Origin of the sequence: Caballeronia udeis (assembly GCF_044909315.1) — a bacterium.
Taxonomy (GTDB): Bacteria; Pseudomonadota; Gammaproteobacteria; order Burkholderiales; family Burkholderiaceae; genus Caballeronia; species Caballeronia udeis_A.
In genome coordinates, this window is sequence record NZ_JBIYEB010000033.1 from 39,160 (window position 1) to 64,820 (window position 25,661).

General features: G+C 62.1%; 24 protein-coding genes. 10 read left to right on the forward strand and 14 right to left on the reverse strand.

What is annotated here, in order from left to right:
- Positions 1–2: 2 nt before the first annotated feature.
- From ABH944_RS36475 to ABH944_RS36525, 11 genes are all read right to left on the reverse strand, one after another.
- Entirely contained in the window at positions 3–1,031 is a 1,029-nt protein-coding gene (locus ABH944_RS36475; RefSeq protein ID WP_404612805.1) for a serine endopeptidase, read from the reverse strand.
- A gap of 386 nt (positions 1,032–1,417) precedes the next feature.
- Entirely contained in the window at positions 1,418–1,837 is a 420-nt protein-coding gene (locus tag ABH944_RS36480; protein ID WP_404612803.1) for a helix-turn-helix domain-containing protein, read from the reverse strand.
- Positions 1,834–3,048, reverse strand: a complete 1,215-nt coding sequence (locus ABH944_RS36485; RefSeq protein WP_404612801.1) for an NAD(P)/FAD-dependent oxidoreductase — start codon at positions 3,046–3,048, stop codon at positions 1,834–1,836. The genes ABH944_RS36480 and ABH944_RS36485 overlap by 4 nt, the downstream gene beginning before the upstream one ends.
- Positions 3,045–4,421, reverse strand: coding sequence for an FAD/NAD(P)-dependent oxidoreductase (locus tag ABH944_RS36490; RefSeq protein ID WP_404612799.1), 1,377 nt, complete (start codon positions 4,419–4,421; stop codon positions 3,045–3,047). The genes ABH944_RS36485 and ABH944_RS36490 overlap by 4 nt, the downstream gene beginning before the upstream one ends.
- A complete protein-coding gene (locus ABH944_RS36495; protein WP_097274197.1) occupies positions 4,406–4,720 on the reverse strand; it encodes a (2Fe-2S)-binding protein in 315 nt (104 codons plus the stop codon). Before ABH944_RS36495 ends, ABH944_RS36490 begins: the two co-directional genes overlap by 16 nt.
- Complete coding sequence (locus tag ABH944_RS36500; protein WP_404612796.1) at positions 4,717–6,567, reverse strand: ABC transporter ATP-binding protein; 1,851 nt, start codon at positions 6,565–6,567, stop codon at positions 4,717–4,719. Before ABH944_RS36500 ends, ABH944_RS36495 begins: the two co-directional genes overlap by 4 nt.
- Entirely contained in the window at positions 6,564–7,526 is a 963-nt protein-coding gene (locus tag ABH944_RS36505) for an ABC transporter permease (RefSeq protein WP_404612794.1), read from the reverse strand. The genes ABH944_RS36500 and ABH944_RS36505 overlap by 4 nt, the downstream gene beginning before the upstream one ends.
- Positions 7,523–8,479 carry an ABC transporter permease gene (locus tag ABH944_RS36510; RefSeq protein ID WP_404612793.1) on the reverse strand — a complete coding sequence of 319 codons (957 nt, stop codon included), beginning with the start codon at positions 8,477–8,479 and terminating at the stop codon, positions 7,523–7,525. Before ABH944_RS36510 ends, ABH944_RS36505 begins: the two co-directional genes overlap by 4 nt.
- Before the next feature lie 83 nt (positions 8,480–8,562).
- Positions 8,563–10,188 carry an ABC transporter substrate-binding protein gene (locus tag ABH944_RS36515; RefSeq protein ID WP_404612791.1) on the reverse strand — a complete coding sequence of 542 codons (1,626 nt, stop codon included), beginning with the start codon at positions 10,186–10,188 and terminating at the stop codon, positions 8,563–8,565.
- A gap of 113 nt (positions 10,189–10,301) precedes the next feature.
- Positions 10,302–11,579: an NAD(P)/FAD-dependent oxidoreductase gene (locus ABH944_RS36520; protein ID WP_404612789.1), complete on the reverse strand. Its 1,278-nt coding sequence runs from the start codon at positions 11,577–11,579 to the stop codon at positions 10,302–10,304.
- 68 nt (positions 11,580–11,647) lie between these two features.
- The gene (locus ABH944_RS36525) at positions 11,648–12,316 is read right to left on the reverse strand and encodes a haloacid dehalogenase type II (protein ID WP_404612787.1); all 669 of its coding nucleotides are present in this window, start codon (positions 12,314–12,316) and stop codon (positions 11,648–11,650) included.
- Positions 12,317–12,906: 590 nt separating this feature from the next.
- Here ABH944_RS36525 and ABH944_RS36530 point away from each other — a divergent pair.
- From ABH944_RS36530 to ABH944_RS36540, 3 genes are all read left to right on the forward strand, one after another.
- Positions 12,907–13,794: a GNAT family N-acetyltransferase gene (locus ABH944_RS36530; protein ID WP_404612888.1), complete on the forward strand. Its 888-nt coding sequence runs from the start codon at positions 12,907–12,909 to the stop codon at positions 13,792–13,794.
- A gap of 225 nt (positions 13,795–14,019) precedes the next feature.
- Complete coding sequence (locus tag ABH944_RS36535) at positions 14,020–15,447, forward strand: aspartate aminotransferase family protein (RefSeq protein WP_404612785.1); 1,428 nt, start codon at positions 14,020–14,022, stop codon at positions 15,445–15,447.
- A gap of 94 nt (positions 15,448–15,541) precedes the next feature.
- Positions 15,542–16,039 (forward strand): Lrp/AsnC family transcriptional regulator, encoded by a 498-nt coding sequence (locus ABH944_RS36540; protein ID WP_062089182.1) that lies wholly within the window; start codon positions 15,542–15,544, stop codon positions 16,037–16,039.
- Positions 16,040–16,045: 6 nt separating this feature from the next.
- Here the strand turns inward: ABH944_RS36540 and ABH944_RS36545 are convergent, their stop codons facing one another.
- Positions 16,046–16,957 carry a LysR substrate-binding domain-containing protein gene (locus ABH944_RS36545; protein WP_404612886.1) on the reverse strand — a complete coding sequence of 304 codons (912 nt, stop codon included), beginning with the start codon at positions 16,955–16,957 and terminating at the stop codon, positions 16,046–16,048.
- A 143-nt stretch (positions 16,958–17,100) separates the two neighbouring features.
- Here ABH944_RS36545 and ABH944_RS36550 point away from each other — a divergent pair, with 143 nt between their 5' ends.
- The 6 genes from ABH944_RS36550 (at position 17,101) to ABH944_RS36575 (ending at position 22,334) form a co-directional block, all read left to right on the forward strand.
- A complete protein-coding gene (locus ABH944_RS36550) occupies positions 17,101–18,183 on the forward strand; it encodes a tartrate dehydrogenase (RefSeq protein ID WP_404612783.1) in 1,083 nt (360 codons plus the stop codon).
- Positions 18,184–18,242: 59 nt separating this feature from the next.
- Positions 18,243–19,715: an NAD-dependent succinate-semialdehyde dehydrogenase gene (locus ABH944_RS36555; RefSeq protein ID WP_404612781.1), complete on the forward strand. Its 1,473-nt coding sequence runs from the start codon at positions 18,243–18,245 to the stop codon at positions 19,713–19,715.
- A complete protein-coding gene (locus tag ABH944_RS36560) occupies positions 19,712–20,701 on the forward strand; it encodes a M14 family metallopeptidase (protein WP_404612779.1) in 990 nt (329 codons plus the stop codon). The genes ABH944_RS36555 and ABH944_RS36560 overlap by 4 nt, the downstream gene beginning before the upstream one ends.
- 30 nt (positions 20,702–20,731) lie before the next feature.
- Positions 20,732–21,076 carry a cupin domain-containing protein gene (locus ABH944_RS36565; protein WP_062089175.1) on the forward strand — a complete coding sequence of 115 codons (345 nt, stop codon included), beginning with the start codon at positions 20,732–20,734 and terminating at the stop codon, positions 21,074–21,076.
- Between the two features lie 391 nt (positions 21,077–21,467).
- A complete protein-coding gene (locus tag ABH944_RS36570) occupies positions 21,468–21,668 on the forward strand; it encodes a DUF2934 domain-containing protein (protein WP_404612777.1) in 201 nt (66 codons plus the stop codon).
- 468 nt (positions 21,669–22,136) lie between these two features.
- A complete protein-coding gene (locus ABH944_RS36575; protein ID WP_404612775.1) occupies positions 22,137–22,334 on the forward strand; it encodes a hypothetical protein in 198 nt (65 codons plus the stop codon).
- Positions 22,335–22,431: 97 nt separating this feature from the next.
- Here ABH944_RS36575 and ABH944_RS36580 read toward each other — a convergent pair whose 3' ends face one another.
- Positions 22,432–22,725, reverse strand: a complete 294-nt coding sequence (locus ABH944_RS36580) for a DUF4148 domain-containing protein (protein ID WP_404612773.1) — start codon at positions 22,723–22,725, stop codon at positions 22,432–22,434.
- 329 nt (positions 22,726–23,054) lie between these two features.
- Between ABH944_RS36580 and ABH944_RS36585 the strand changes: the two genes are divergently transcribed.
- The gene (locus ABH944_RS36585; RefSeq protein WP_404612771.1) at positions 23,055–23,651 is read left to right on the forward strand and encodes an undecaprenyl-diphosphatase; all 597 of its coding nucleotides are present in this window, start codon (positions 23,055–23,057) and stop codon (positions 23,649–23,651) included.
- Positions 23,652–23,794: 143 nt separating this feature from the next.
- On the opposite strand, the gene ABH944_RS36590 is transcribed toward ABH944_RS36585, so the two are convergent.
- Positions 23,795–25,360: an alkaline phosphatase family protein gene (locus ABH944_RS36590; RefSeq protein ID WP_404612883.1), complete on the reverse strand. Its 1,566-nt coding sequence runs from the start codon at positions 25,358–25,360 to the stop codon at positions 23,795–23,797.
- Positions 25,361–25,661: the final 301 nt, after the last annotated feature.

Sequence of the window (25,661 nt, forward strand, 5' to 3'; positions counted from 1 at the left end):
TCCTAAGGCGCAACTGCCTCTTTCCCGCACGACGGACAATAATGTGCAAACGCGTTCTTCCGCGTTTGGCAAAAAGCGCATGCGTTGAACAAGCTGATTCCGCAGTGCATGCAGAAGTCGAGTTTCGGGTCGCTGAGGTCGGCCTTGCGTTCGCACCCCGGGCAGATGCCCTTCGCAAAGCGGCTTTGAGCAACGTCATAACTTAACGCCTGGCGACGCTGGTCATCGGGTAACGTCTCCGCGGACTTCTGATTTTGCAGGTAACGCTGCAAGGCGTTGATGGAATAACGCCCTACCAGAATAGTCACGACCACGCCCACGATGTACCGGACATAACCGCCGTAGTCGGGAAGGTACGGAACCAGTTCGACAAAAAACGCGAACAGCGCGAAAAATATAAAGCCCCAGACGAAGGGCCAGTAGCGGTTCTTGCGATGCTTCGCAAACAGCCATCCGCCAATCATCAGCAGGGGCAACGTAATCGCCAGCCGGATGAGGAAATTCTTCATCTCGATGCCGCGCTGAAGCGCATCGAATTTTTCCTCGGCCTGGGTACGAAGCGCCGCTTCCGCCGCTCGTTGCTTCACCAGCACTTGCCGGGTCTGCGCGTTGTCCTGCTCTATCTGGTCCAGCGCCTTTTGTGCGCTGCGGATATTGTCATTGAGCGTCTCCAGCGAACGCGTACGGCTGACAAGCTCCTTGTTCTGATCGGCCTGCTCGGTCGCCGTGCGGGTGGCAAGCCAGTTCGAAAATGTTTCGTGCGCGCTCGTGTACTCGGCCGTCGCGGCTTGCAGTTTGAGCCGCTCGGACTCCTCGGCTACCGCACCGTCGCGTGCATTGGCTTCTGCTTGTTTGATCGATGTTTCTATCGCGGTGCTGGCGCCCGGATCGATCAGCGAGTCCAGCGTAGGCGGCGCCTCGACACCCGGCAAATTTCCCACCACAAGCCCGCCCAGGCCAATCAGGAAACCCGCGAACGCGAAAGCGATCAACCACAGCGCACGGTGAAACCATTTTTCTGACACTCGCATGGGTCGCATCGATCTATCCCCGTATTGATTTGCTGTATGGCGGACGACCGGTTCATGCATGCTTCAATCGTCGGACGCACGATCAAGTCTCATCAGGATCGCGATGAAGCAAGTCAACGAACCAGGGCTTTGGTCTGCGGAATAATAGCGTAAGCGTCCCGGAAGGACGCGCTTGACGGGAGCAGGCGTAGCGCTTCTGAGGAGAAGCTCGGGATGACGTCTCAGGCGAAGTCGCTGATCAAGCCGGTCGTCGCGCCGGACTCAACCATCATCTGCACGAGTTCGGATCTCGCGATTTTCAGGGCCGGCTCAAGTGGCTATGCTGGCAATATCGGCTTACGGTTTTATTTCTTTAACCTTTCCGGTCATTTAATTAAACGCCACCCTCACGCAATTTCCTCGCAGAGCGTTCGCTGGTCCGCTGACTCGTCTTCAGTACCGGCGCCGCGCAACAACACGCTGCTGCCCTGCGCTGAACATCGGGCGCGCGAGCGCTTCAGATACATGCTGGGCGTCATTCCACAGAAACGTTTGAAGTGCCGGGCGAAATGGCTCTGGTCGAAGAACCCGACTTCAGCCGCCACCACCGATCCCGGTATGCCCGCCAGCAGCAAGGCCTGCGCGCGCTCAATCCGTAGTCCGCATAAATACCGGTAAGGCGAGGAACCAAACTGCTGCCGGAACGCGGTCGCGAACCGCGACACGCTAAGCGCGGACAGCTCGGCCAGTTGTGCAAGCGTCACTGGTTCATCGAAGTGAGCCTCGATAAACGCACGTGCTTCAGTCAGCGGCATGGACTGTTTCATGACGTGGCCACCACGGGTTGAGCCGGCGGTGAAGCGGCAAACGCCGCAAACCGGCTGACCGAAAATGCATCGAGCGGAATCGATGTCGTACCGGTATCGATCAACTCGGCCAGCGTCTCACCCACGCCCGGGCCAATCTGGAACCCCGAGCCGCTGAAGCCGAACGCATAGAACAGGCCGTCGGTTGTCGAGCTGCGGCCGATCACCGGCTCGCCGTCGGGCAAGTATCCTTCCACACCGCTCCAGACCCGGATCACGTGCAGCGGCGCCATCGCGGGAACCAGCCGGCGAAGCTGCGCGATCTGACGCACGGTATTCACCGGCAGCACGGACGCGCGCCGCGTGAGGGTGTCGGCGGGACCGGGTGGGCCGCCGCCTATGATGATGTTGCCGCGGGGAATCTGGCGGAAGTAGATGCCCTCCTGCTTGATCGATGTGAACACCCCGATGGACGACTTGAAGACATACGGTACGGGTTCAGTGACGGACATTTGCGGTCCGCTTGCGCGCAGCGGCACCGGCTCGCCGAACTGCTCGCTGAGCCAGCTTGCCCAGGCGCCCGCGCAAATCACGAGCTGCGCTGATCGATACACAACGCCTGCCGCAGTCTCCACGCGGAAACCATCGCCGTCCTTCTCCACCCGCACGATCTCCGTGTTCTCCACCACTTGCGCGCCAAGCCGCGCCGCCGCCCGGCCGAAGGCCGGCGCGGCGAGGCGCGGATTCGCATGGCCGTCGAGCGGCGAGATGGACGCCGCCAGTACCTCGCGGCCGAGAAAAGGAAAACGGTTGAACATCGCCTGACCGTGCAGCACTTCCAGTTCAAGGCCATAGGCGCGCGCATCGGCGGCATAGCGGTCGAACGTGTCCGCGTCGTGCGCGTGATAACAGACCCGTGTATGGCTCGACGGCAGGAATTCGACGTCCTCGCCCAGCAGTTCCTTTGAACGCTGCCATGTGTTGAGCGCGCGGTTCGCCATCGCGAGTTGCGGCAGCGCACGGCCTTGCCTGCGGATACCGCCGAAGTTGACGCCGCTCGCCTGCTGGCCGGTCAGGCCGCGCTCGAGCAGGATCACGGAACAAGCGGGATTACGGCGGCGCAGGAAGAACGCGGTGGTCGTGCCCATGATGCCGCCGCCGATCACGATCACATCGGCCCGGCGATCGGTTAGCTGAGCCGTCCCCCTGGCGCCCCGGGAATTCGCGGTCATTCGCTCGCCTCCGCTTCCTCTGCCAGCCTGACCGGCAACGGCTTGACGGGCGCTTGCCCGCGTAACCGTCCAACGGCCGCCAGCGGCACGGAGGCCGCCGCCGCGATCACTTCCGCTCCCGCGTGAGCGCAAAAGCGGCCCTGGCACCGGCCCATGCCCACGCGCGAAAATGCCTTCGCTCTGTTCGCTTCCTGCGCACCGGTTTCCCGGACCACACGACGTAACTCGCCCGCGGTAATGGCTTCGCAACGGCACACAATAGTCTCGTCCGGCAACATGCTCGCGAAGCGTGCCGGCCAGGGGAATGCCTTGCGCAGGCCGGCCGCGAAGCGATTGAAGACCTGCAGTTGTTCGCGCAGGGTCGCCAGCCCTTCAACCTTCAGGCCAGCGTCCTGCATCGCGGCGAGAGCGGCGAGACGGCCGGAACGTTCGGCCGCATCGGCGCCACGGATACGCGCGCCGTCACCCGCCAGATAGACCCCTTTGACGCTGCTGCGGCCGTCTTCATCGGTAGCGGGAAGCCATTGCTGCGCGGCTTCATCGAAGGAAAATTCGCAGCCGGCCAGATCGGCGAGCTGCGTCTCCGGACGCAAGTGATAACCGAGCGCGACCGCATCGCAAGCCACCTTGAAAGGCATGCCGCTTTGCAGCGCAACTTCCACATGACTCACGCCGTGCTCAGCCGAACCGCTTATTTCAAGGGGCCGTACACCGCGGTACACCCGCACCTGTGCACGCCTTAGCACTCCCATCAAAGCGATGCCTTTCTTCAACGCGGCGGGAATGGCGAGCAGCTTCGGCAACGCACTGAGCCGTTGCAAAAGCGTGGAGGTATCGAAGACGGCGGACACCGCGGCGCCCGCCTTCACATACTGCGCAGCGACGAGGTAAAGCAGCGGCCCGGTGCCCATCAGCACGACTCGCGAACCGATCGAACAGCCTTGCGACTTCAGCGCGACTTGCGCGCCCCCCAGGCTATAGGTACCGGCGTAGTGCCAGCCTTTGACCGGCATCAACCGGTCCGTTGCGCCGCTGCAAATGATCAGCGCATCGAATTCGAGCGTCCGGTAAGACTCCCCGCTGACGAGATGCACGGCGTTCGCCGAGATGTTCCAGACAAGCGTCTCAGGCAGATAGTCAATGCGGTTCCTGAGTGCGTCGAAGCTCTGATGCAACCCAGCCGCGCGTGTGCTTTCGGTGCCGTAGAGCGTCTCATAGGAGCGCGTAAAACCCTCCGGCTGGCGTCGATAAATCTGCCCGCCGTCCCGTCGCCCTTCATCGATCACCGTCGGCCGCAGACCTGCTTCGGCCAGCGCCTCAGCCGCCCGCACACCCGCCGGTCCCGCGCCGATCACGATCACCCGCGCGGCCATATGCCCTCCCCGGCGGTGGCAAGTTGCGTAACGATCGACATGCCCGCAACCGCCGGCGTGGTGCATGCGCGCAACCGGTCACCGTCGGCGGTCCAGACCCAGCAATCCTGGCACGCGCCCATCAGGCAGAAACCCGCGCGGCGGCCATCGCCGAATTCGGAGTCGCGCAAGGTCCTCATCCCGGTCAGCAAGGCGACCATCAGCGTGTCGCCATCGGCGGCCTGCCGCGCCACGCCGTCGACTGTTATCACAAACGTCTTGCGCTCCGTTTCCGCGAGCCGCACGAACCGTCCGCTCATGCTTCAACTACCTCTATTGTCTGCATCCGGCTCAGCTCGGCCGTTGAATGGTGGCAAAGAATTTCCGCGCCCGAGGGCAGCTTCTTCACGGAGGGTGGCGTGGCGTTGCATTTACCGTCGATACGAACCGGACAGCGCGCCCTGAAGCTGCACAGTTCAGGTATGTCGGCGCTCTCGCCCATCTGCGGCAACGCGGCGCTGTCGACCAGGCGGCGTGCGTCCAGCCAGCCGGGTTTCAGCGCCGGCACGGAGTCGACCAGCAAGCCTGTGTACGGGTGATACGGCGGCGCCGCGAGTACCTCGCGCTCGCCCGCCTCCACGCGATGTCCCGCGTACAGCACGATCACTTCGTCGCAGATCGAACGCACCGTCGAAATGTCGTGGCTGATGAACATGTACGACACGCCCAGCTCGCGGCGCAGTTCGGCAAGCAGGTCGAGGATCGCCGCACCCACCACGGTGTCGAGCGCGGAGGTGACTTCATCGCAGAGGATCAGCGCGGGATCGGCCGCGAGCGCACGCGCCAGGTTGACACGCTGCTTCTGTCCGCCCGACAAACCCGCCGGCGTGCGCTGCGCAATGGAAGCCGGCAGCTTGACGAGATCGAGCAGTTCCAGCATCCGCTTGCGCGCCGCCGCCCCGCGCAGACGATGATAAAAAGCGAGCGGCCGGCTAAGGATATCGGCAATGGTATGGCTCGGGTTCAACGCGGTATCGGCGTTCTGGAACACGATCTGGATCTGGCGATATTGATCAGGAGTACGTTGTGACAGCTGGGCAGGCAGCGGCTTGCCGTCGAAGAAAACTTCACCGCGCGCCCGGTCGACCAGACCCGCCACCACGCGCGCCAGCGTCGTCTTGCCCGATCCTGATTCCCCGATCACCCCCAGCGTGCAGCCGCGCGCAATGGAGAGGCTGACGTCGTCGAGCACGCGCACGGCCGGCGCACCATAACGGTCGATACGGCCATAACCCGCCGCCAGCCCGCGGATTTCGAGCAGGGGCGGCGCGAGTTTCTGCGCCGCGGTCTGCACGCACAACACCGGTTCCGGCCGCCGCGTGGCGGCCAGCAACTGCTGCGTGTACGCGTCAGCGGGCGCATCGAGCACCTGCGCCACCAGGCCATTCTCTTTTACCCGGCCGCCGTTCAACACGACAATCCGGTCCGCCATTTGCGCCACCACGGCCAGGTCGTGCGACACGTAGACCGCCGTCGTTCCCAGCTCTCGGATCACCTTCTTGAACGCCGCGAGCACTTCAATTTGCGTGGTCACATCGAGCGCGGTCGTCGGCTCGTCGAACACCACCACGGCTGGATCGGTGATCAGCGCCATGGCCGCCATCAGGCGCTGCAACTGCCCGCCCGAGACCTGGTGCGGATAACGCTCGCCGATCGTATCGGCTTCCGGCAATGCAAGCGCGCGAAACAACTCGATCGCCTTGCGCCGCGCCGCGTCCTTCGTCATCAGGCGATGCAGCAACGCAGGCTCGGTCACCTGGTCGATAATCGTGCGCGCCGGATTGAACCCCGACGACGCACTTTGCGCCACATACGCCACCGTCCGGGCGCGTAGCGCCCGGCGGCCTTGCTGGTCGAGTTCGAGCACTTCCGTCTCGCCGATCCGCACCGATCCGCCACTGATGGAACAGCCCTGCCGCGCATACCCCAGCAACGCCAGCGCGATGGTCGTCTTGCCCGATCCCGACTCGCCGATCAACGCAAGCACTTCGCCTTTCTTCACCGAGAAGTCGACGCCCTTCACGATCTCGGTCACCGGATCGGGGGCGGCGCCTGCCACCACTCGCAAGCCCTTTACTTGAATCATGTCGATCGTGTGGGCACTCATTGCGCAGCTCCTTGCCCGCGGCCGCCACGGCGGCGCAGGTTATCGATCAGCAGATTCACGCCGACAGTCAGCGTCGCAATCGCGATGGCCGGCATCATGACGGCAGGCGCTCCCTCAGCCAGGCCACCGATGTTCTCGCGCACCAGCGAGCCCCAGTCGGCATTGGGCGGCTGCACGCCGAGGCCCAGGAAGCTCAGGCCGCTGAGCAGCAACACGATGAACACGAAGCGCAGGCCGAAGTCGGCGAGCATGGGATGGATCATGTTGGGCAGCACTTCCACGCGGGCAATGTAGAACAGCTTTTCGCCGCGAGCCCGCGCGACCTGCACGTATTCGAGCGTCATCACGTTGACCGCAAGCGAGCGCGAGATGCGGAACGCACCGGGGATGTAGGCAAGCGCGGCGACGCCCATCAGCATGGGAATGGATGAACCAAACGCGGCGATCACGACCAGCGCAAGGACCTTGCTCGGAATGGAGATCAGCGCGTCGAACAGGCGGCTCAGGATTTCATCGACCCAGCGGCCCGACACGGCGGCAACCAGCCCGAAGAACGTGCCGATCAGGCTCGCCAGCAACGCTGCGGCCAAGGCCAGCCCGACCGTATAACGGGTGCCGTAGAGAATCCGGCTGAGCATGTCGCGGCCGAGGTAGTCGGTGCCCAGCAGGAACGCGCGGCTCGATCCGGCGAAGACATCCACCGAAGACAGCGCGCCGCTTTTATAAGGCGCGATCCACGGGCCGACGACCGCGATCGTCAGCCAGAACACAACCATCACGAGGCCGATCAGGCCAAGCACGGAGAAGCGCCGGTGCAGCCGCTTCAACACGCCGGGCCGTGGCCCTGCGAGCTCAGGCTCGGGCTCCGGCACGGCCAGGTCATTGACGATTTCATCGAGGCCCATTTCGTAGAGCTCGGTGCCGGGATGGTGAATGGAGGAGTTGGCGGGTCGGTTCATCGTTGACGCAGCCTCGGGTTGGATATGATTTGAGCCAGGTCGGCAATCAGCACAAGCAGCAGGTAAGCCGCGCAGAACACCATGACGCAGCCCTGTACCAGCGGCATGTCGCGGTTCGTGACGGCGTCGACCATGAGGCTGGCGAGACCCGGATAATTGAAAATCGATTCGACGATCACCACGCCGCCGAACAGATACGAGAGGCTCAGCGCCACCGCATTCGCGATCGGGCCAATGGTGTTCGGCAGCACGTGGCGCAGGACCACGCGCATGGGCGACGCGCCTTTCAGGATCGCCATCTCGACGTAGGACGCATTGAGCTGGTCGAGCACGGCGGCGCGTGTCATGCGCGCCATCTGGGCCACGAGCACGCAACACAGCGTCATGACGGGCATGGCGTAGATCCGCAACAGTCCGCCGAACGACGACACCTCGGACAAATACGACAACGCGGGCAGCCAGCGCAGCTTCACGGCGAACACCAGCACGGCGATGGTCGCGATCAGGAACTCAGGCACCGCGACCGTGGACAGCGTCAGCACGTTGAGCACGCGGTCGAGCAGCGAGCCGCGAAACATGGCCGAGAAAATGCCGATGAACAATGCGACCGGCACGGATACGAGCGCCGTCAATCCGGCCAGCATGAGCGAGTTGGGCAGGCGCGTGGCAATCAGTTGACTGACCGGCAAGCTATTGGACAACGAGGTGCCGAAGTTGCCGGTGACGATCAGGTAGAGCCACTCGAAGTAGCGCTGCAAGGCCGGCTGGTCGAGCCCGAACTGGTGCCGTAACGCTGTGACCGCTTCGGGCGTGGCTGCCTGCCCGAGCGCCTGCTGCGCGGCGTCACCGGGGAGCAGGCCCGTGATGCCAAATACCACTGCCGAGACAATCAGCAGGGTGAGCAGTGCAAGGCCCAGGCGAGCAGCGATAAGTCGTGACGCGTGTGCTTTCATGTTCCGCCTCCGGGGTTGAAACGGCACGCCCCGCGCGGGCGGCGTGCTTTACTGCCTGATTTACAGGACCGCTTAGCCCTGTTTTAACTCTCCAGCCAGACATGCTCCGCGAACATGAAGCCCATCAGGCCGGCCAGCGGGATCGAACCCAGGCCCTTGAGCTTGGTCGTGAAACCGTCGATCGAGCTCTGGAACATCGGAATGCCGACACCGCCGTTCTCGTGCACCAATACCTGCATGTCGCCGTAGATCTGCTTGCGCTTGGCGTCGTCCGGCTCGCCGCGCGCCGCCACCAGCATCTGGTCGAACTTCGGGCTCTTCCAGTTCGCTTCGTTCCATGGCGCGTCCGACTTGAAGAACTGCGTGAACAGCACGTCGGCGCTTGGGCGGGCATTGATATTGCCGAAGCCCAGCGGATGTTTCATCCAGTGGTTCGACCAGTAGCCGTCGGCGGGCACGCGCGTGACTTGCAGGTTCAGCCCCGCCGCGGGCGCGGCCTGCTGCAACAGCACTGCCATTTCCACCGAGCCGTCAGCCGCCGGCGACGCAAAAATCTGCACGGGCGCGTTGCCCACCTTCGCCTTCTGGAAGTAAAACTTGGCTTTCTCCGGGTCGTAGGGGCGTTGCGGAATGCCGGGCATGTAGTACTTGTTGGTCGGATCGATCGGCTGGTCGTTGGCGATCGTGCCGAAACCCTGGAACACGGCGCGGCGGATCTGCTCGCGGTCCAATAGATAGAACATACCCCGACGAAAATCATCGATGCCGGTCATCCCGCCGTCGTCGCGAACAATCAGGTCGGTGTACTGGCCCGTCTTCGTCTCCAGCACCGTGAACCCCGGCGTCCCCTTGATGCGGCCCGTCGAGCGCGGGCTGATCGCGTTGATCAGTTGCACATCGCCGGACAGCAGCGCATTCACGCGAGCGGATTCGTCGCCAATCCCAATCAGCTCGACCTCGTCCAGGTGCGGCATGCCCGGCTTCCAGTACTTCTCGTTCCTCACGCCGACCGTACGCACACCCGGCGAGAAATCCTTGAGCGTGAAGGGACCGGTGCCAATAGCCGTCTTGAAGTCGGTCGTGCCGTCCTTGATGATGAGGAAGTGCGAGTCCGCCAGGATCACCGGCAGGTCGGCGTTCGCGCCTTCCAGCGTGATGGTGAGCTCGTTCGGGCCCGTGGCCTTGATTTCCTTGAACTGGTCGGCGAGCGTTTTAGCCTTCGATGCCGTCGCCGGATCCTTGTGACGCATCAGCGAATAGATCACGTCGGCCGGCGCAAGCGATTTGCCATCATGGAATTGCACGCCGCTGCGCAGCTTCACGATCCACACGGTCGCATCTTTCGACTCCAGCGACTCGGCCAGCGCCATCTTCGCGCCGAGATGCGAGTCCAGTTCGGTCAGGCCGTTGTAGAACATGTTTGCACGCACATAGTCCGTGCCGAGTGCGCCCTTGGCCGGATCCAGCGTGTCCGCGGCGGATGCCGACTGCGTCGCCACGCGGATCTTGCCGCCCTGCTTCGGTTTTTCCTGCGCGAGCGCCGCGCCGCTCGCGGTGAGCAACCCCGCCCCGGTCATCGAGGCCATGCCGGCCGCGGCCAGTGCGCGCAACACCTCGCGCCGCGACGCGCCCCGCCGGGTCAGACGCCCGAGTTCGCTCACTTGAGTCCCGGCTGGGGCATCGGCGTGTTGCAGATTTTCTTTAGTCATTGAAACTTCTCCGCGAGGTGGCTGGGGTGGGTCTTGGTCTTGGTGTATTTCGGTTTGATGCGGGGACGTCGATACAAAAATGCCGGGCGGCAGGAAAGCGCCGCCGGTCGAACTTAATAAAACACATCCTTGATGCGGTAGTACGTGCCGACAAGCGGCAGGAACCAGGGCTTGCCCGTGTGGCCGGGAATCGCGGGCCACTCGAATTCACGCCACGGATTCGCGGCTGTGCGGCCGTCCATGACATCGGCCATGACCTGCCCCATGTGCGTGGACATCTGCGTGCCGTGGCCGCTGTAACCCATCGAAAAATAGATGCCCTCATGCTGGCCCGCACGCGGCAGCCGGTCCGCGGTGATATCGACGAGACCACCCCAGCAATAGTCGATGCGTGCCTGCGCCAGCGCCGGGAACATCTCCGCGAGGCCGTCCTGCAGGATGCGTCCGCTCTTCGCGTCCGACGGCTGCTCGGACGCCGTAAAGCGCGCCCGGCCGCCGTACAGCAACCGCGAATCGGGCGTGATGCGGAAATAGTTGTGCATCAGGCGCGACGTTGTATATGCGCGGCGATTCGGGAAGATCTGGTTGACCAGGTCGGCCGGAAACGGCTCCGTCACCACGATAAAAGACCCCACCGGCGCCAGGCGTCGCCGGTACCAGCCAAACGGCCCTTGCCGTGACGGTCCGGTAGCGACCAGCACTTGCTTTGCGCGGACTTCGCCACGTGCGCACACGATCCGGTAACCCCCGTCAGCGATCTTTTCTATCGATGTCACGGGCGCGTTTTCGTAAAGCTTCGCGCCGTTACGCACGGCGGCGTCCGCCAGACCAACGGCAAACTTGCCCATGTGCATCTGGCCGCCATGACGCTGCAGCAGGCCGCCGAAAAAACTGTCCGACTGAACTTCCGTCCGGATCCGGTCACGGCCGATGATCTCGATATCGCCATCGACTTCACGCCGGATCACCTCCGCCGTCTTCTCCAGATGCTCGAGATGATGGGGTTTCGACGCCAGCTTCAACTTGCCCGATGCGAGGTAATCGCACTCAATCTGCTCTTCGCGGATCAGGCGTTCGACGGTATCGACCGCGGCCGCATACGCCCGATAACATCCGCGCGCCTTCTCCACTCCAAGCTGCTGGACCAGTGCGGCAAAATCCTGCGCAACGCCGGTATTGACCTGACCGCCGTTGCGGCCCGACGCACCGCCGCCAATTCGTCCCGCGTCCAGCACCGCCACCGATGCACCGCGTTTGCCCAGCGCCAGCGCCGCCGACAAGCCCGTGAAGCCCGCCCCGACCACCGCCACGTCGACATGACCATCGACGGGGCCATCGCTCGTCGAGCGCAGCGGCGGCGCGGTGTCGAGCCAGTAGGAGTCGAGCTTCATAAGGCGATTCCCTGATGCAAGAAGCGTTGGAACTGGAACTGCTTGCCGCTGGTGCTTACAACCACCGCTTACAGGCCGAGCAGCGTGGCGAGATGCGGGATGTCGTCGACTTCGGTGTACTCGTAGTACGGCGTCGACGGTTCATGGCCGCGCTTGACGAACGCCTTGTGTTTCACGCCCATGTCGTGGGCGGTCATCAGGTCGTAGCGCAGGCTTGACGACACGTGCAGCACGTCTTCCGGGTTGCAGTTCAACTGATCGAACATGTACTCGAAGCCTTGCATGCGCGGTTTGTACGACTGCGCCTGCTCGGCCGTGAAGACAGCATGGAACGGCGCGCCGAGCTTGTCGACGTTGCTCTGGATCTGGTTGTTCGACGCATTCGACAGGATCACCAGCTTGTATTTCTTCGCCAGCCGCGAGAGACCTTCCGGTACGTCCGGGTGCGGACCCCAGGTCGGCACGGCGGTATAGAACGTTTCCGCCTTGGCTTCATCGAATTCGACATTCATGCGTTTGCAGGCCCGTTTGAACGCATTCACGAGCACGTCGCGATACGGCTTCCATGCACCGAGCACTTCATCGCGCCGATAACCCGAGAAGAACGCAATCAGCTTGTCCATATCGGGGCCGCTCAGCACGTCGCCGTACATTTCCCGCGTCATGTCGGCGAGGCGGAACTTGGTCAGTGTGCCGTAGCAATCGAAGGTGATGTACTTCGGTTCGAATTCGATCATGGTGATAGTCCTATCGTTGATATGAACCGGCGAGCGGTTCAGTGGCGAAAACAGGGAAGTGCATTCCTGTAATAGATTTAATCAGCGCAAAAAACATGGGTGTCCCTGATTCATGCAATCCAAAAACACAAAACACGCGTTTTTCAGGGTGTCGGCAGCAGAGTATGCGGTTGGCGTTGCGGCCCCTTCGCGGCCCGTGTGCGGGCTCAGGGTTTGCCCTTGCTTTCGTGTGAGTCACGGCAAGCCTGAAGGCCCGGCCAGCCGCGGCACGCGACCCTGCCCGGCCTTATGAAATCGTAGGGCCGGCCGTGCGGCATTTATCGTCGACAAAAACAGCGGCTCAGCAGATCACACGCGTTTTAAGAGCGCCGACACGCCGTTTTGCATTGAACTTCGTGCGGTGCGGCCTGAGCGTTCTTTCATGAAAAGATCGTCCTAGCCACGTCGCTTGTGGGGTGCGAGAGTGGCGGCGTGAAACCTGAGCTTGAGCTTGATTTAAGTTTGATAAAAGGCCTGATGAGTGGGTTGCGGAGCGGCTGAAGTGAAAGCCATCGAGGGAGGTCGGCGTGTCCGAGCAAGTCAACGAACGAATGAGCGAACAAGTTACCTATAGAGCCTTTACCGCCGACGATATCGCCGCGGCGCACGGGTTGACCGTCGAGCTGAAATGGCCGCATCGGGCGGACGACTGGCGTTTCGTGCTGCAGGCGGGCACGGGGTTTGTCGCCGAAGCGGCGGAAGGGGTGATCGGCACCGCGTTGTGCTGGACTTACGGCGCTGAGCGCGCGTCGCTGGGCATGGTGATCGTGTCGCCGGCGTGGCAGGGCCGCGGGATTGGCAAGAAGCTGATGGAACTGGTGCTGGAACGGCTGGGGAAGCGCGTGACGTTTCTGCACGCAACGCCCGCCGGACAGCCGCTGTATGAGAAGTTGGGGTTCCGGGCTGCGGGCACGCTGGACCAGCATCAGGGCGCGGCGTTCCAGCCGCCTTTGGTGTCGTTGCCGGCGGGAGAGCGGCTGCGGCCGCTGGGTTCCAACGATACCCCCAGGTTGATCGAGCTGGCTTCGCGCGCATGCGGGCTGGATCGGGGCGAGGTGCTGCCGGCGTTGCTTGAGAATGCGGATGGGATTGCGCTGGACCGCGATGGCGAGTTGCTGGGTTTTGCCTTGTTCCGGCGTTTTGGCCGCGGGTTTGCGATTGGGCCGGTGGTGGCTCCGGATGCGCCTGATTCGAGCCGGGCGAAGGCCTTGATCAGTCATTGGCTGTCGTTGAACGAGGGGGTGTTTGTTCGTATCGATACCCCTGGAGATAGCGGCTTGACCCAGTGGCTGGACGGACTGGGACTGCCGCGGGTGGATACGGTGGTGAAGATGGTTTTGAATGGGCCCGAGAGTGCGACGCCGGATTTGGCGGCACCCTTTCCTCCCGCCGATCCGGACGTCAGGCAGTTCGGGATCATTAACCAGGCCATGATGTAAAAGCCCTCCGGGGAGGGCCGTTCGCGGGGTCGGCGGTCCGCCCTTCACCATGGCAAATCCCTACGAATTACCGCTTTTGCGCGTCTGCCGCAGAAAATGCTGCGGACGCGCTGCAAAACGCGGCATTCGCGCTATTTCACGAATTGTTTAGGGCGTCGGGGCACCCCCCTCCTTCTCTAGTATGGAACGGTCCCCAGCCCCTTTCCGCGACGAGAAAAAATCCCCATGTCGATCCAATCACTCATTGAAGCCGACCGCAAGCATCTGATTCATCCGGTCATCAACTACCGCGCTCACGAAGCCCGCGGCGTCACCGTACTCGACTCCGCCAGCGGCTCGTTCCTGCGCGACGCCGAAGGCAACGAACTCCTCGACGCCTTCTCCGGCCTCTGGTGCGTCAACGTCGGCTACGGCCAGCCGAGCATCGTGAAAGTGGCAGCCGAGCAAATGACGAAGCTGCCCTACGCCACCAGCTATTTCCACTTCGGCAACGCACCCGCGATCGAACTGGCCGAGAAACTGGTCGAGTTGTCGCCGGCATCGCTGCAGCACGTGTATTTCACGCTGGGCGGATCGGACGCGGTCGACTCGGCACTGCGTTTCATCACGCACTACTTCAACGCGACCGGCCGGTCATCGAAGAAACACATCATCGCGCTCGAACGCGGTTATCACGGCTCATCGTCGGTCGGCGCAGGACTCACCGCCCTGCCGGCGTTCCACCGCAACTTCGACGTGCCGCTGCCGAACCAGCATCACATCCCGTCGCCGTACGCGTACCGCAACAATTTCGCCGATGACGCCGCGCTGATCGCCGCGTCCGTCGCCGCACTGGAAACGAAGGTCGCCGAACTCGGGGCCGACAATGTCGCCGCGTTCTTCTGCGAACCGATCCAGGGCTCGGGCGGCGTGATCGTGCCGCCGTTCGGCTGGATCAATGCCATGCGCGAAGCGTGCCGCGCACTCGGCATCCTGTTCGTCGCCGACGAAGTCATCACCGGTTTCGGCCGTACCGGCCCGCTGTTCGCCTGCCAGGCCGAAGATGTTGAACCGGACCTGATGACGGTCGCCAAGGGCCTGACGGCCGGCTACGCACCCATGGGCGCGGTATTGATGTCGGACGCTGTGTACCAGGGCATCGCAAACGGCGACACGGCTGCGATCGTCGGCCATGGTCATACGTATTCGGCGCACCCGGTCAGCGCGGCCATTGGCCTCGAAGTGCTGCGCCTCTATCACGAAGGCGGCCTGCTCGAGAACGGCGTTCGTCTTGCCGGGCGCTTTGCACGCGGCCTCGACGCGCTGCTCGCGCATCCGCTGGTTGGCGATTCACGGCACCGCGGTTTGCTGGGCGCGCTCGAACTCGTCTCGGACAAGGCAACCAAAAAGGGGTTCGACGCATCGCTTAACCTGTCCGACCGGATCACGGCCGCCGCGTACCGGAACCGCCTGGTGTTCCGCGCTTTCGGCGACAACATCCTGGGTTTTGCGCCCGCCCTCAGCTACACGGAAGCAGAGTTCGACCTGATGTTCGAGCGCCTTGAGAAGACGCTGGACGACGTGCTCGCGGAGCCGGAAGTCCGCGCCGCGCTGAAGCTGAACGAAGCCCCGGGCGGAGCCGAAGCACAGGTGAAAGCTCACGTAGCTGCGTGATAAGATCAAATCAGAGATCAAATCAAAGATCGAATGACCCGGATCGAAAATCACGGTCGAGACGATCCCACGCAACTGGAGAGACACCCTGACGATGAGCAGCGAAGGCAAGCTTGACCGCATAGATCTGCGCATCCTTTCGCAATTGCAGAAGAAAGGCCGCATCACGAATGTCGAGCTGGCCGACGCGGTCGGGCTCTCTCCAAGCCCGTGCCTGATCCGCGTGAAGCGGCTGGAGAAAGCCGGGTACATAGTCGGTTATGGCGCGCAGATCCAGCTGGAGAAACTCGGCGACGTACAGATCGTCTTCACCGAAGTCACGCTTGCCGATCATCGCCGCGAGGACTTCATCAAGTTCGTCGCGGCGATCAAGGACGTGGATGAAATCGTGGAGTGCCATCTGGCAAGCGGCGGATACGACTACCTGCTCAAGTTCGTCACGCGCAGTGTCAGTCATTACCAAAGCATTATTGAAGGCCTGCTCGAGCGCGATATCGGCATTGAGAAGTACTTCAGCTTCATCATCATCAAGTCGCCGTTCGTGAAGAATCACTACCCGCTCGAAAGCCTGTTTTCACAGAATCACAGTTAGAGAATCTCAGGGCGCCGGCAGGTTCCACTGCGCGAACTCGTCGGCGAGAAAGTCCACGCATACCCGCACTTTCGCGGATGCCGCCAACCGCGCCGGGTACACCGCCCAGACGTTGGCGGGCTGCGTAACATCGGGCAGCACCTGCACCAACTGGCCGCTCTCAAGCAAGGGACGAACGTCCCACAGCGAGCGCAGCACGATCCCGCGCCCGGCCAGCGCCCATTGCACCGCGACCTCGCCGTGATTCGTCGACAACGGCCCGGTCACCTTGATCGAAACCGGTTCGCCACGCACATGCAAGCGCCACAAACCGAACGGATGGTCACGTTCCTTGATCGCGAGACACGCGTGGCTCGCGAGATCGGCCAGTTGCCTTGGCGCGCCATGACGCTCCACGTAATCCGGCGACGCGCACAGCACCCGATGATTCGACGCCAGCCGCTTCGCAATCAAATGCGCCGCGATCTCGTCGCCAATCCGGATATCCAGGTCAAAACCTTCCCCCGCCACATCCACCAGCCGGTCGAACAGGTCCAGGCGCACGCTCAGTTGCGGATGCTGGTCGGAGAGACGCGCCAGTGCCGGCGCCACAATATGCCGTCCAAACCCGAAGCTGCTGGAGATACGCAACGTGCCGCGTGGAATGCGCCGCGTGGTGGAGACGTCTTCCACGAGGTGGTCGACGTCGTCGAGGATTTTTTCAGCCCACGCGTAGACCCGTTCCCCGGCCTCGGTAATGGCGACGCGGCGCGTGGAGCGATGCAGCAGGCGCGTGCCGAGATCGGTTTCGAGCACGCTCACGCGCTTGCTGACATACGCCGCCGAGACCGCCAGCACCTCGGCCGCCGCACTGAAGCTGGACTTGCGGGCGACGGTGCAGAAGACGCGGAGATCATCGAGATTCGGGGAAGACGGGATATTCATTATTCACGCTTCGTGCACAGTGGCTTAACCAAAACGCTGATTTTAAGCCTTGCCGCACGGAATAAAATAATCGCCACAGGTTGGTGCCAGCCCGGGTGCAAACCCTTATGCGATAAACCCTTAACAGGATTCCGAACATGACCAAGACGTACAAGATTGCAATCATCCCCGGCGATGGCATTGGCACGGAAGTCATGCCCGAAGCCATCCGCGTCCTCGACGCCGCCACCAGGCGCTTCGGCATTTCCATCGAATACAAGCACATTGAATGGGCCAGCTGCGAGTACTACCTGAAACACGGCCAGATGATGCCTGACGACTGGAAAGCGCAACTGCAGGACTGCAACGCCATCCTCTTCGGCGCGGTCGGCTGGCCCGACACCGTTCCCGATCACATCTCGCTGTGGGGCTCGCTCCTTAAATTCCGCCGCGAATTCGACCAGTACATCAACCTGCGCCCGGCCCGTTTGTTCGAAGGCGTGCCGTCGCCGCTCGCGAACCGCAAGGCCGGCGACATCGACTTCTGGATCGTGCGTGAAAACACCGAAGGCGAATATTCATCGGTGGGCGGCGTGATGTTCGAAGGCACGGACCGCGAGTTCGTGCTTCAGGAATCCGTCTTCACGCGCCACGGCAGCGAACGCGTGCTGAAGTTCGCATTCGATCTCGCCCAGCGCCGCGAGAAGAAAAAGATCACCGTCGCCACGAAAAGCAATGGCATCGCGATCAGCATGCCGTGGTGGGACCAGCGCGCTGCCGAAGTCGCGGCGCTCTATCCGGACGTGAAATGGGACAAGCAGCACATCGACATCCTGTGCGCTCGCTTCGTCCTGAATCCGGACCGCTTCGACGTGGTCGTGGCCACCAACCTGTTCGGCGACATCCTCTCCGACCTCGGTCCCGCCTGCACGGGCACCATCGGCCTCGCGCCGTCGGGCAACCTGAACCCCGAGCGCAAATTCCCGTCGCTGTTCGAACCGGTGCATGGATCGGCGCCGGACATTGCGGGCAAGAACATCGCCAACCCGGTCGCCATGATCTGGTCGGCGGCCATGATGCTCGAGTTCGTCGGTGACTTCAAAGGCCCTGAAAAAGACGCGCACGATGCGATCCTTGCGGCTATTGAAGCAACCCTCAAGGAAGGTCCGCATACCGGCGACCTCGGCGGCAAGGCAAGCACGACGGAAGTCGGCCAGGCAATTGCTGCGCGGCTGGCTTGAACCAGCACGCGTGACGCATTGCGGTGAACATAGTTGGCTTAAATCAGGAGCATGGACTTATGACACGCCAGTTCGAACTGAAGGAATTGATCCGCTCGGACAATTTCATCGATGGCCAATGGTGCGCGGCCGCTGACGGCGCACGCTTCGCCGTCAGCGATCCGGCCACCGGCACGGTCATCACGCAAGTCGCCGACAGCAGCCCCGCCGACGCCCGCGCCGCCACCGACGCCGCCGCACGCGCAGCGCCTGCGTGGCGCAACTTGCTGCCGAAAGAACGCGCGACGATCCTGCATAAATGGAACGCGCTGATCGTGGCGAACCAGGACGCGCTCGGCGCGCTGATCTCGCTGGAACAAGGCAAGCCGCTGGCCGAAGGCCGGGGTGAAGTGGCGTATGGCGCGTCGTACGTTGCATGGTTCGCCGACGAAGCCACGCGCATTTACGGGGACATCATTCCGCAGCAGCAGCGCGGCAAACGCATGACGGCGGCGAAGGAACCGGTCGGCATTGTTGCTGCCATTACGCCGTGGAATTTCCCGCTCGCGATGATCGCGCGCAAGATCGCGCCGGCGCTCGCGGCCGGCTGCACGGTGGTCGCGAAGCCCGCCGAAGACACGCCGCTGACTGCTTCGGCATTGGTCCTGCTGGCGCACGAAGCCGGTGTGCCGGCGGGCGTGCTCAACCTCATCACGGCTTCGCGGGATCATGCGGTGGCGACCGTTGCCGACTGGCTCGAAGATTCGCGCGTGCGCAAGATCACGTTCACCGGTTCGACGCCGGTGGGCAAATATCTGGCGCGCGAATCGGCGGGGACGCTGAAGAAGTTATCGCTGGAGCTGGGTGGCAATGCACCGTTCATTGTCTTCGATGACGCCGACCTCGACGCCGCCGTCACCGGCCTTCTCGCCTCCAAGTTCCGCAATGGCGGACAGACCTGCGTATGCCCCAACCGCGTGTATGTACAAGCAGGTGTCTACGACAAATTCGCGGACATGCTGAGCCGCCGCGTTGCCGAACTGAAGGTCGCACCGGCCACCGATCCCGACGCGCAGATCGGCCCGATGATCAACATCCGCGCACTCGACAAGATCGCCCGCCATGTAGACGACGCCCTTGCTCACGGCGCGCGCGTGCTCGCCGGCGGCAAGCGTCTGCCGGAACTCGGCCCGAATTACTACGCGCCGACCGTGCTCGCCGACGCTAATCACGAGATGCTCCTGTGCGGCGAAGAGACCTTCGGGCCGGTCGTGCCGCTGTTCCGTTTCGACGATGAACCTGAAGCCATCGAAGCCGCCAACAACACGCCGTTTGGCCTCGCTTCGTATTTCTACAGCCAGGACCTGCGCCGTATCGACCGTGTGTCGCGCGCGCTGGAAGCAGGCATTGTGGGCATCAACGAAGGCGCGTTGTCCAGCGAAGCAGCGCCCTTCGGCGGTGTGAAAGAATCCGGTTATGGCCGCGAAGGATCCAAGTACGGCCTCGACGACTACCTCTCCATCAAATACCTGTGCCAGGGGAATCTCGCATGAGCACACCGGCCGAGCATTATCCAATCGAAGTCACGTTCCCCGATATCTCGGTGCATGCGGAGTCCGGGACGGGCATTCCGTATGTGCACACGTTCGACTCCGGTCTGCCGGGACCGCACGTGATGATCAACGCGCTGACACACGGTAACGAGGTGTGCGGCGCAATTGTGGTCGACGCGCTGCTGCGTTTGAAATTGCGGCCACGACGCGGACGCCTGACGCTCTCGTTCGCGAACGTCGCGGCATATGCGAGCTTCGATCCGTCGAAGCCCGATGCCGCGCGTTTCGTCGACCAGGACTTCAACCGCGTGTGGACCAGCAAGGTGCTCGACGACACATCGCGTACATCCAGCGAGCTTGCACGAGCTCGCGAGATGCGTCCGGTCATTGATACCGTGGACGCCCTGCTCGACCTCCACTCCATGCACGAACGCAGCAAGCCGCTGATTGTCGCGGGTCCGCTGGACAAGGGCATCGACTTGTCATTGCGGCTCGGCACGCCGGCCACGGTGATCTGCGACGAAGGCCATCCCGAAGGCCGCCGCATGCGCGACTACGAGGGTTTCGGCGATGCGGGCAGCCCCAGGAACGCGCTGTTGATCGAATGCGGACAGCACTGGGAACGCAGCGCCGTCACGGTCGCCCGCGATACCACCGCACGCTTCCTGCTGCTGTCCGGAGTGGTCGACAGTGAAGACCTGCCTGAAGACTGGCTTAGCCCCCTGCCGCAAACCATGCACGTTGTGCGCGTGACGCAACCGGTTGTGGCGCAGAGCATGGATTTTCGCTTTGCCGCGCCTTACACGGGTCTGGAAATTTTCCCCGAAGCGGGCAGTTTGATCGGCTGGTCGAATGGCGAGCCGATCCATACGCCTTACGACGACTGCATGCTGGTGATGCCTTCGTTGCGGCAGTTGCGCCCCGGCGTGACCGTTGTGCGGCTGGGGAAAATCGAGCGAACCGTAGAGCGGGATAGCGCGGTCTGACATGACGAATAACGAATCAATAAGGTCCACATGAAGGTTCAGCAAATCAAGCAGAGCGTCAGCCTGCAAAATCTCGAGGATTGGGGCAGCGCCGGTTTGCCCGGCACGACGCCAATCAAAGTCTCGGGCGTGCAACGCGTGATCAAAGGCAGCGAGGCGATTGACACCGGGATTTTCGAATGCACGGAGGGGACGTACCGGCGTTCGGTGAAGCAGGCGGAGGTGATGCATTTCCTCGCGGGACGCGGCCGCTTTACGCCGGACGGCGAAGACACGATTCACTTCGCCAGCGGCGACACGCTGTTTTTCGAAGCGAACACCGAGGGACTGTGGGAAGTGGAAGAAGCCATGCGCAAGGTGTATGTGATTTTTTAGTCCTTGAAATACCCGGGCGATACGCCGCCCGGCTTAAGCGATGTGACTCATAACGGCCGCTCTTAAAGGGCGGCCGCGTTTTTTCATGGCCCGATAGTGTGCGACGAGCCTCCCTGATGCGCCAAGGTTCGAGCACCCTGCCCCTTTTCCAGGCCTTCTGCCTTGGCGATTCAATCCTCATACGTTCAGTGCGGTTTTGACCGCCGCGGCGCCGTTCGGCAGGTATTTCGACACGCCCCGGCGCCCTCCGCCTTCTCCCGCGCCTCAGCTTGAGTCTTCGGTGTCACGAAAATTGCTGCCAAGGTCATTAAGCTCAAGCGAGCTTGGCGCGGTCACGCTTTGCGTTGACTGAAGTTTTTCGGATCGGATACTCACTTTTACGGGGCAGACTATGGACGTCGAAATGTCGGAAGAGCAGATTCGCACGCTTGCGTTCCATCTTTGGGAACAAGACGGTAGTCCCGAAGGACGCGCAGACGAGTATTGGGATAAAGCACGGCGGCAACTAGGTCTTGAGGGTACGACGCAGGATGAGACGGCAGGAGTTGGTGAAGAAGCTGAAGCGACGTCGAACCGTCCGCTGGCAGAATAAAAGCCGCTACGCCGGAACGCTGCGTCCGTGAAAACACGTGGGGCATTTGGTGCAACACGGGTTTGGTTTTCACCCCGCGCATCGCGCTCAGGGCCGACGGTGACACCCTCGGAAAGCAGCACACCACGTATGCATCGCGCTTGATATCGCATCGCTGTTCACGTGGTCATTCTTGCAACGTATCCGCTTTGTGAAGCACAACGCGATAACGCCAGACGGCTGCGCTTGCGAACCTTCAATACTGTTGCCCCAAACATACGCTTAACGCCGAACAGGCCTCAGGCGGCACGGGCCTGTGCGGCCGCATTGGTAACACTACCAATGTCCTGAAGTTAGCAGTTGGCGCTTACTGGAAGAACACGAACTTCGGCTGTCCGGTGCTTAGTCTCGGGATTGTGCGATGGCGCACATATGTCTACCGCGGCACGCCGTTGTTTTCGCCAATAACTAAACGAAGTGGTGTTCAACATGAAGACGTTCAATCATCTCAATGCCTCGACCTCGTCGCCTGCAATCACCCGCAGCAAGGTATCCAAGGCAATCCCCAAAACCGAAAAGCAATGCTCCTCGTACGTGTCGATGCTGCAGGCGCCCATGACCGTGCTCGCCTGCAACGTGTCCGATCGTGCCGACATTACGGCCATTGCAATACTTGGGTATAACTAGCCGCGTTGTTGCAGGGGTTTTCTTCTGAAGCTGCAAGGAGAAGGCCGCACCGACCAGGTCGATGCGGCAAGCGCCCCGCTTGTCCATTCGCCCGGCCCTAGTTAGCCGCGTCACTGCGCGGTGACGCCGTAGCCGCTGCCACTGAGCTGCTTCCGTGTGCACCGCTCTCTGACGCATACGCGTTATTGCTCGCTTGCACGCGTTGTTCAGCCGCCTGTATCTCATCGGGATAGTGAATTTGCTTTGTGCCGGGCCGGTAGCCCGCATTTTCAAGTTGCACGAGTTCGGCGCGTACCTGGGCGCGAGTAACGGGACCATTGCTGGTTTGCGCGAACGATACGGCCGGAACAATCAGAGCAGCGGTCAGTAGTGTGCAGATAATCTTTTTCATGATAAGTAGACCTCTCTAAATATGGCCTCAGTCACCATGATTGAAGCCCCCCGACTCATCGTGGTGAAATCATCGCGTTGAAATCATCAACGTGAAACAGCGAAGAGCAGGACTCCATTCTGTGCAACCACCCATGACCGCACCCTGACACGGCGATTACAAGCTTGTTATCTGCGTGCTTGTCCCCTGACCCTGGTGAATCTTGAGTCACCGCGCTATGGGGATTCTGAACCCGAAACCGGATCAAGCGTTGTCTTCCCGGTTCTCATAAGCGTCCGCTAAGCCTCGTTCGATAAGCTTGCCGATCATCCACTGATCTATCGAAGGCTATGGAAGCAATCAACCAGTCTCTTTTTTTGTTGATCGGCGCATCGGCGCAACCAGATCGCGGCGTTGTCGCCCTGGCCATCCTGTTCGGCGAATACGCCATCTGGCTCGTGCCCGTCACGCTTGTCTTCGGCTGGTTGCGCGGCAGCGACACCCTGCGGCATTGGTTGATTGAAGCCAGTGCGTCCGCTCTGCTTGCTTTACTGGCGGCGCAGATAATTGGTGTGCTGTGGCCGCATCCACGGCCTTTTGCGATTGGCCTCGGCCATGCCCTGATCGTGCACAGTGCGGATTCGTCCTTTCCGAGCGATCACCTGACCTTCCTGTGGGCCGTGGCGTTTAGCTTCCTGATGCATCCCGAGGCGCGTCGCGCAGGCTGGGTACTCGCCCTTCTTGGCCTGCCTATGGCATGGGCGCGAATTTATCTTGGCGTGCATTTCCCCTTCGATATAGCGGGCGCTGCGTCGGTCTCGGTCTTCAGTGCGTGGCTGAGTGCCCTCGGCGGACGCTGGTTCGCAGCACCTGTGGTGCGGGCCGCGATGCTTGCGTACCGGCCGCTATTCGCGCCGCTGATCCGGCGCGGCTGGGTGACACGATAAGCCGCGATAACTCGCTTCTCCCCGTACGACTCGCGAGCTTCCCGGACGAGTTGCCGGGAAGCTGCTAGCTCACACGCCGCCACAGGCTGCCGGTGCCGGGAGCCACAACGGCCCCGAGCACCGTCTGCTTCACCTTCACCTCATCAAAAGCCAAGGCCCGGCAGCACCGGCGTCCCTTCGGCCGCAACCGACTGCAATAGCGCGGGATCGATGTTCAGCGACTTCAGGATGGTCGGCGCAACCTGCGTCATGCTGACCGTGCTGGCGTTCGTGGCGGGCTGCAGCGTGGGATACGACACCAGCAGGCCCAGATGACTGTCATCAGGCGCATTGCCGCCGTGTTCCGCGTCTTTCTTCTTGCTCTTCGTATAGATCACGCCCGGGTTCGGCTGCACGATGATGTCGGGCGCGCGGCCCTGCGCGGGATCGCCGAACTTCGCGGCGAGCGCCGCGCCTGACAGGATCGACGCTTGCGGGTCATCGGCGCAAATACCCTTAGGTGTACATGCAAGATTTGCTTGCAGGGACGCGACAGCAGCGCCCGTCTGCGACTGATCCCGCAACCAGATCAGGCCAAGGTCGTCGGTCTGTACGAGGCCCGTTCCGGCCAGGCCCGAGCCGTCGTTCATGTTGCCGCTTCGGGTCACCGCCTGTCCGAACTTGCCTTGCCGGTCGAGGTAGTTATTCGCTTCGAGCAACGCCGTGAGCGTGTCGCCGTTCTTGACCAGTTTCGTGTGATCGGCCGGCGACTGGCCATGCTTCGACGTAACGATCATGACCGTCGACGCGTACAAGTTTTCCGCCTTCAGTTCAGCCACGATCTTTCCCAGCGCATCGTCCGTGTAGGCGATCGCGGCAGCCACCTGCGGGCCGGGTGTGAAGCGCGCGTCCGTGTAACCGCCTCCGCCCGCATTCGGCGTCTTTTGCGCCACGCTCAAGGTCTGGAAATTGGTCCCGAAGAGTGTCGGCACGCGGGCGCTGTTCGCACCACTCGAATCCTTGCCATCGATCTGGTTGATGATGGCCTGCACATGAAGGTTGTCAAATTTTTCCGTGTGCGTGTACACGTCGGTGTAGTCGGTCTTCGTGGCCGGGTCCAGCGAGTTGATCTCGGTGCGCGCGAGGTCGTCCACGCCCTTGCCCGACGGTCCGTTCACCCAGTCGTAGCCCCATGCATGTTTGTCGGCCCATGCGGTGCGCGAGTTCGCAAGCTGCTGTTTCACCACTTCGAAAACGGTGTTGGTCTTCAAGTAGTTATGCGGATAGACCGGCGTGCAAACGCCATTGACCTTCGCGTTGGGAATAGCCTGCGGGTTGAACGCACCACCGCCGTCGAGGTGGGTCAGCGCGCCGCCGTTGATCGCGTCAAAACCAGTGGTTTCATCGAATGCGACGTTCCAGCCCTGGGGACCGGTGCATTGCGTATCGCCCGGCGCGTAGAGCGTGCGATCATACGAGACATCGTAGAACAAGCCCGCTGTCTTCGGCGAGCCGCCGGTCAGGATGGCCGCCAGCCCCGGGAACGAATCGGACAATCCCGGCGTGTACGCATTCGAGTACGTAACGCCGGTTTGGGCAAGCGATGCAATGTTGGGACAGGTCTTCGCTGCCACGCAGTACGCGAGATCCTGCTCATGCAGGCCGTCGATGCTGACCAGCAGCACGTGCCCCGCATTGGCAATCCCGTTTGCAGGCGTGCCGGAAAGCATGTTGCCGGTGCCGCAGCCGGCCACCATGGCCGCGCCCAGCAAACTGGTCACTCCTGCAAGGCGAAATCGAATTTTCATTCCCGTATCTCCAGGCTATCGAATCATTTTAATGAGCAGCAGTGCATGCCGATTCAACCGGCACACTTCCCGTTAGTCTGGGTCAACAACGAGTCACCGCTATTACCGAATTATTTCGATTAGCTTTACCGCTCATGCAGACGGACCACCCGGCCGCAGGAGAGCCCACACTGCTTTCGGCGAGCGTGAGGCTGCCTGACCTTCTGGGCACGAGGGCTCCAGG

What these genes read in the sequence shown, in the direction of transcription:
- ABH944_RS36530 (WP_404612888.1), top strand. Translation starts at nt 12,907, where the DNA reads ATGAGCGAACAAGTTACCTATAGAGCCTTTACCGCCGACGATATCGCC.
- ABH944_RS36535 (WP_404612785.1), top strand. Translation starts at nt 14,020, where the DNA reads ATGTCGATCCAATCACTCATTGAAGCCGACCGCAAGCATCTGATTCAT.
- ABH944_RS36525 (WP_404612787.1), bottom strand. Translation starts at nt 12,316, where the DNA reads ATGATCGAATTCGAACCGAAGTACATCACCTTCGATTGCTACGGCACA.
- ABH944_RS36550 (WP_404612783.1), top strand. Translation starts at nt 17,101, where the DNA reads ATGACCAAGACGTACAAGATTGCAATCATCCCCGGCGATGGCATTGGC.
- ABH944_RS36570 (WP_404612777.1), top strand. Translation starts at nt 21,468, where the DNA reads ATGGACGTCGAAATGTCGGAAGAGCAGATTCGCACGCTTGCGTTCCAT.
- ABH944_RS36500 (WP_404612796.1), bottom strand. Translation starts at nt 6,567, where the DNA reads ATGAGTGCCCACACGATCGACATGATTCAAGTAAAGGGCTTGCGAGTG.
- ABH944_RS36480 (WP_404612803.1), bottom strand. Translation starts at nt 1,837, where the DNA reads ATGAAACAGTCCATGCCGCTGACTGAAGCACGTGCGTTTATCGAGGCT.
- ABH944_RS36520 (WP_404612789.1), bottom strand. Translation starts at nt 11,579, where the DNA reads ATGAAGCTCGACTCCTACTGGCTCGACACCGCGCCGCCGCTGCGCTCG.
- ABH944_RS36475 (WP_404612805.1), bottom strand. Translation starts at nt 1,031, where the DNA reads ATGCGAGTGTCAGAAAAATGGTTTCACCGTGCGCTGTGGTTGATCGCT.
- ABH944_RS36540 (WP_062089182.1), top strand. Translation starts at nt 15,542, where the DNA reads ATGAGCAGCGAAGGCAAGCTTGACCGCATAGATCTGCGCATCCTTTCG.
- ABH944_RS36590 (WP_404612883.1), bottom strand. Translation starts at nt 25,360, where the DNA reads ATGCTTTCCGGCACGCCTGCAAACGGGATTGCCAATGCGGGGCACGTG.
- ABH944_RS36580 (WP_404612773.1), bottom strand. Translation starts at nt 22,725, where the DNA reads ATGAAAAAGATTATCTGCACACTACTGACCGCTGCTCTGATTGTTCCG.
- ABH944_RS36510 (WP_404612793.1), bottom strand. Translation starts at nt 8,479, where the DNA reads ATGAAAGCACACGCGTCACGACTTATCGCTGCTCGCCTGGGCCTTGCA.
- ABH944_RS36585 (WP_404612771.1), top strand. Translation starts at nt 23,055, where the DNA reads ATGGAAGCAATCAACCAGTCTCTTTTTTTGTTGATCGGCGCATCGGCG.
- ABH944_RS36575 (WP_404612775.1), top strand. Translation starts at nt 22,137, where the DNA reads ATGAAGACGTTCAATCATCTCAATGCCTCGACCTCGTCGCCTGCAATC.
- ABH944_RS36490 (WP_404612799.1), bottom strand. Translation starts at nt 4,421, where the DNA reads ATGGCCGCGCGGGTGATCGTGATCGGCGCGGGACCGGCGGGTGTGCGG.
- ABH944_RS36505 (WP_404612794.1), bottom strand. Translation starts at nt 7,526, where the DNA reads ATGAACCGACCCGCCAACTCCTCCATTCACCATCCCGGCACCGAGCTC.
- ABH944_RS36560 (WP_404612779.1), top strand. Translation starts at nt 19,712, where the DNA reads ATGAGCACACCGGCCGAGCATTATCCAATCGAAGTCACGTTCCCCGAT.
- ABH944_RS36565 (WP_062089175.1), top strand. Translation starts at nt 20,732, where the DNA reads ATGAAGGTTCAGCAAATCAAGCAGAGCGTCAGCCTGCAAAATCTCGAG.
- ABH944_RS36555 (WP_404612781.1), top strand. Translation starts at nt 18,243, where the DNA reads ATGACACGCCAGTTCGAACTGAAGGAATTGATCCGCTCGGACAATTTC.
- ABH944_RS36485 (WP_404612801.1), bottom strand. Translation starts at nt 3,048, where the DNA reads ATGACCGCGAATTCCCGGGGCGCCAGGGGGACGGCTCAGCTAACCGAT.
- ABH944_RS36515 (WP_404612791.1), bottom strand. Translation starts at nt 10,188, where the DNA reads ATGACTAAAGAAAATCTGCAACACGCCGATGCCCCAGCCGGGACTCAA.
- ABH944_RS36495 (WP_097274197.1), bottom strand. Translation starts at nt 4,720, where the DNA reads ATGAGCGGACGGTTCGTGCGGCTCGCGGAAACGGAGCGCAAGACGTTT.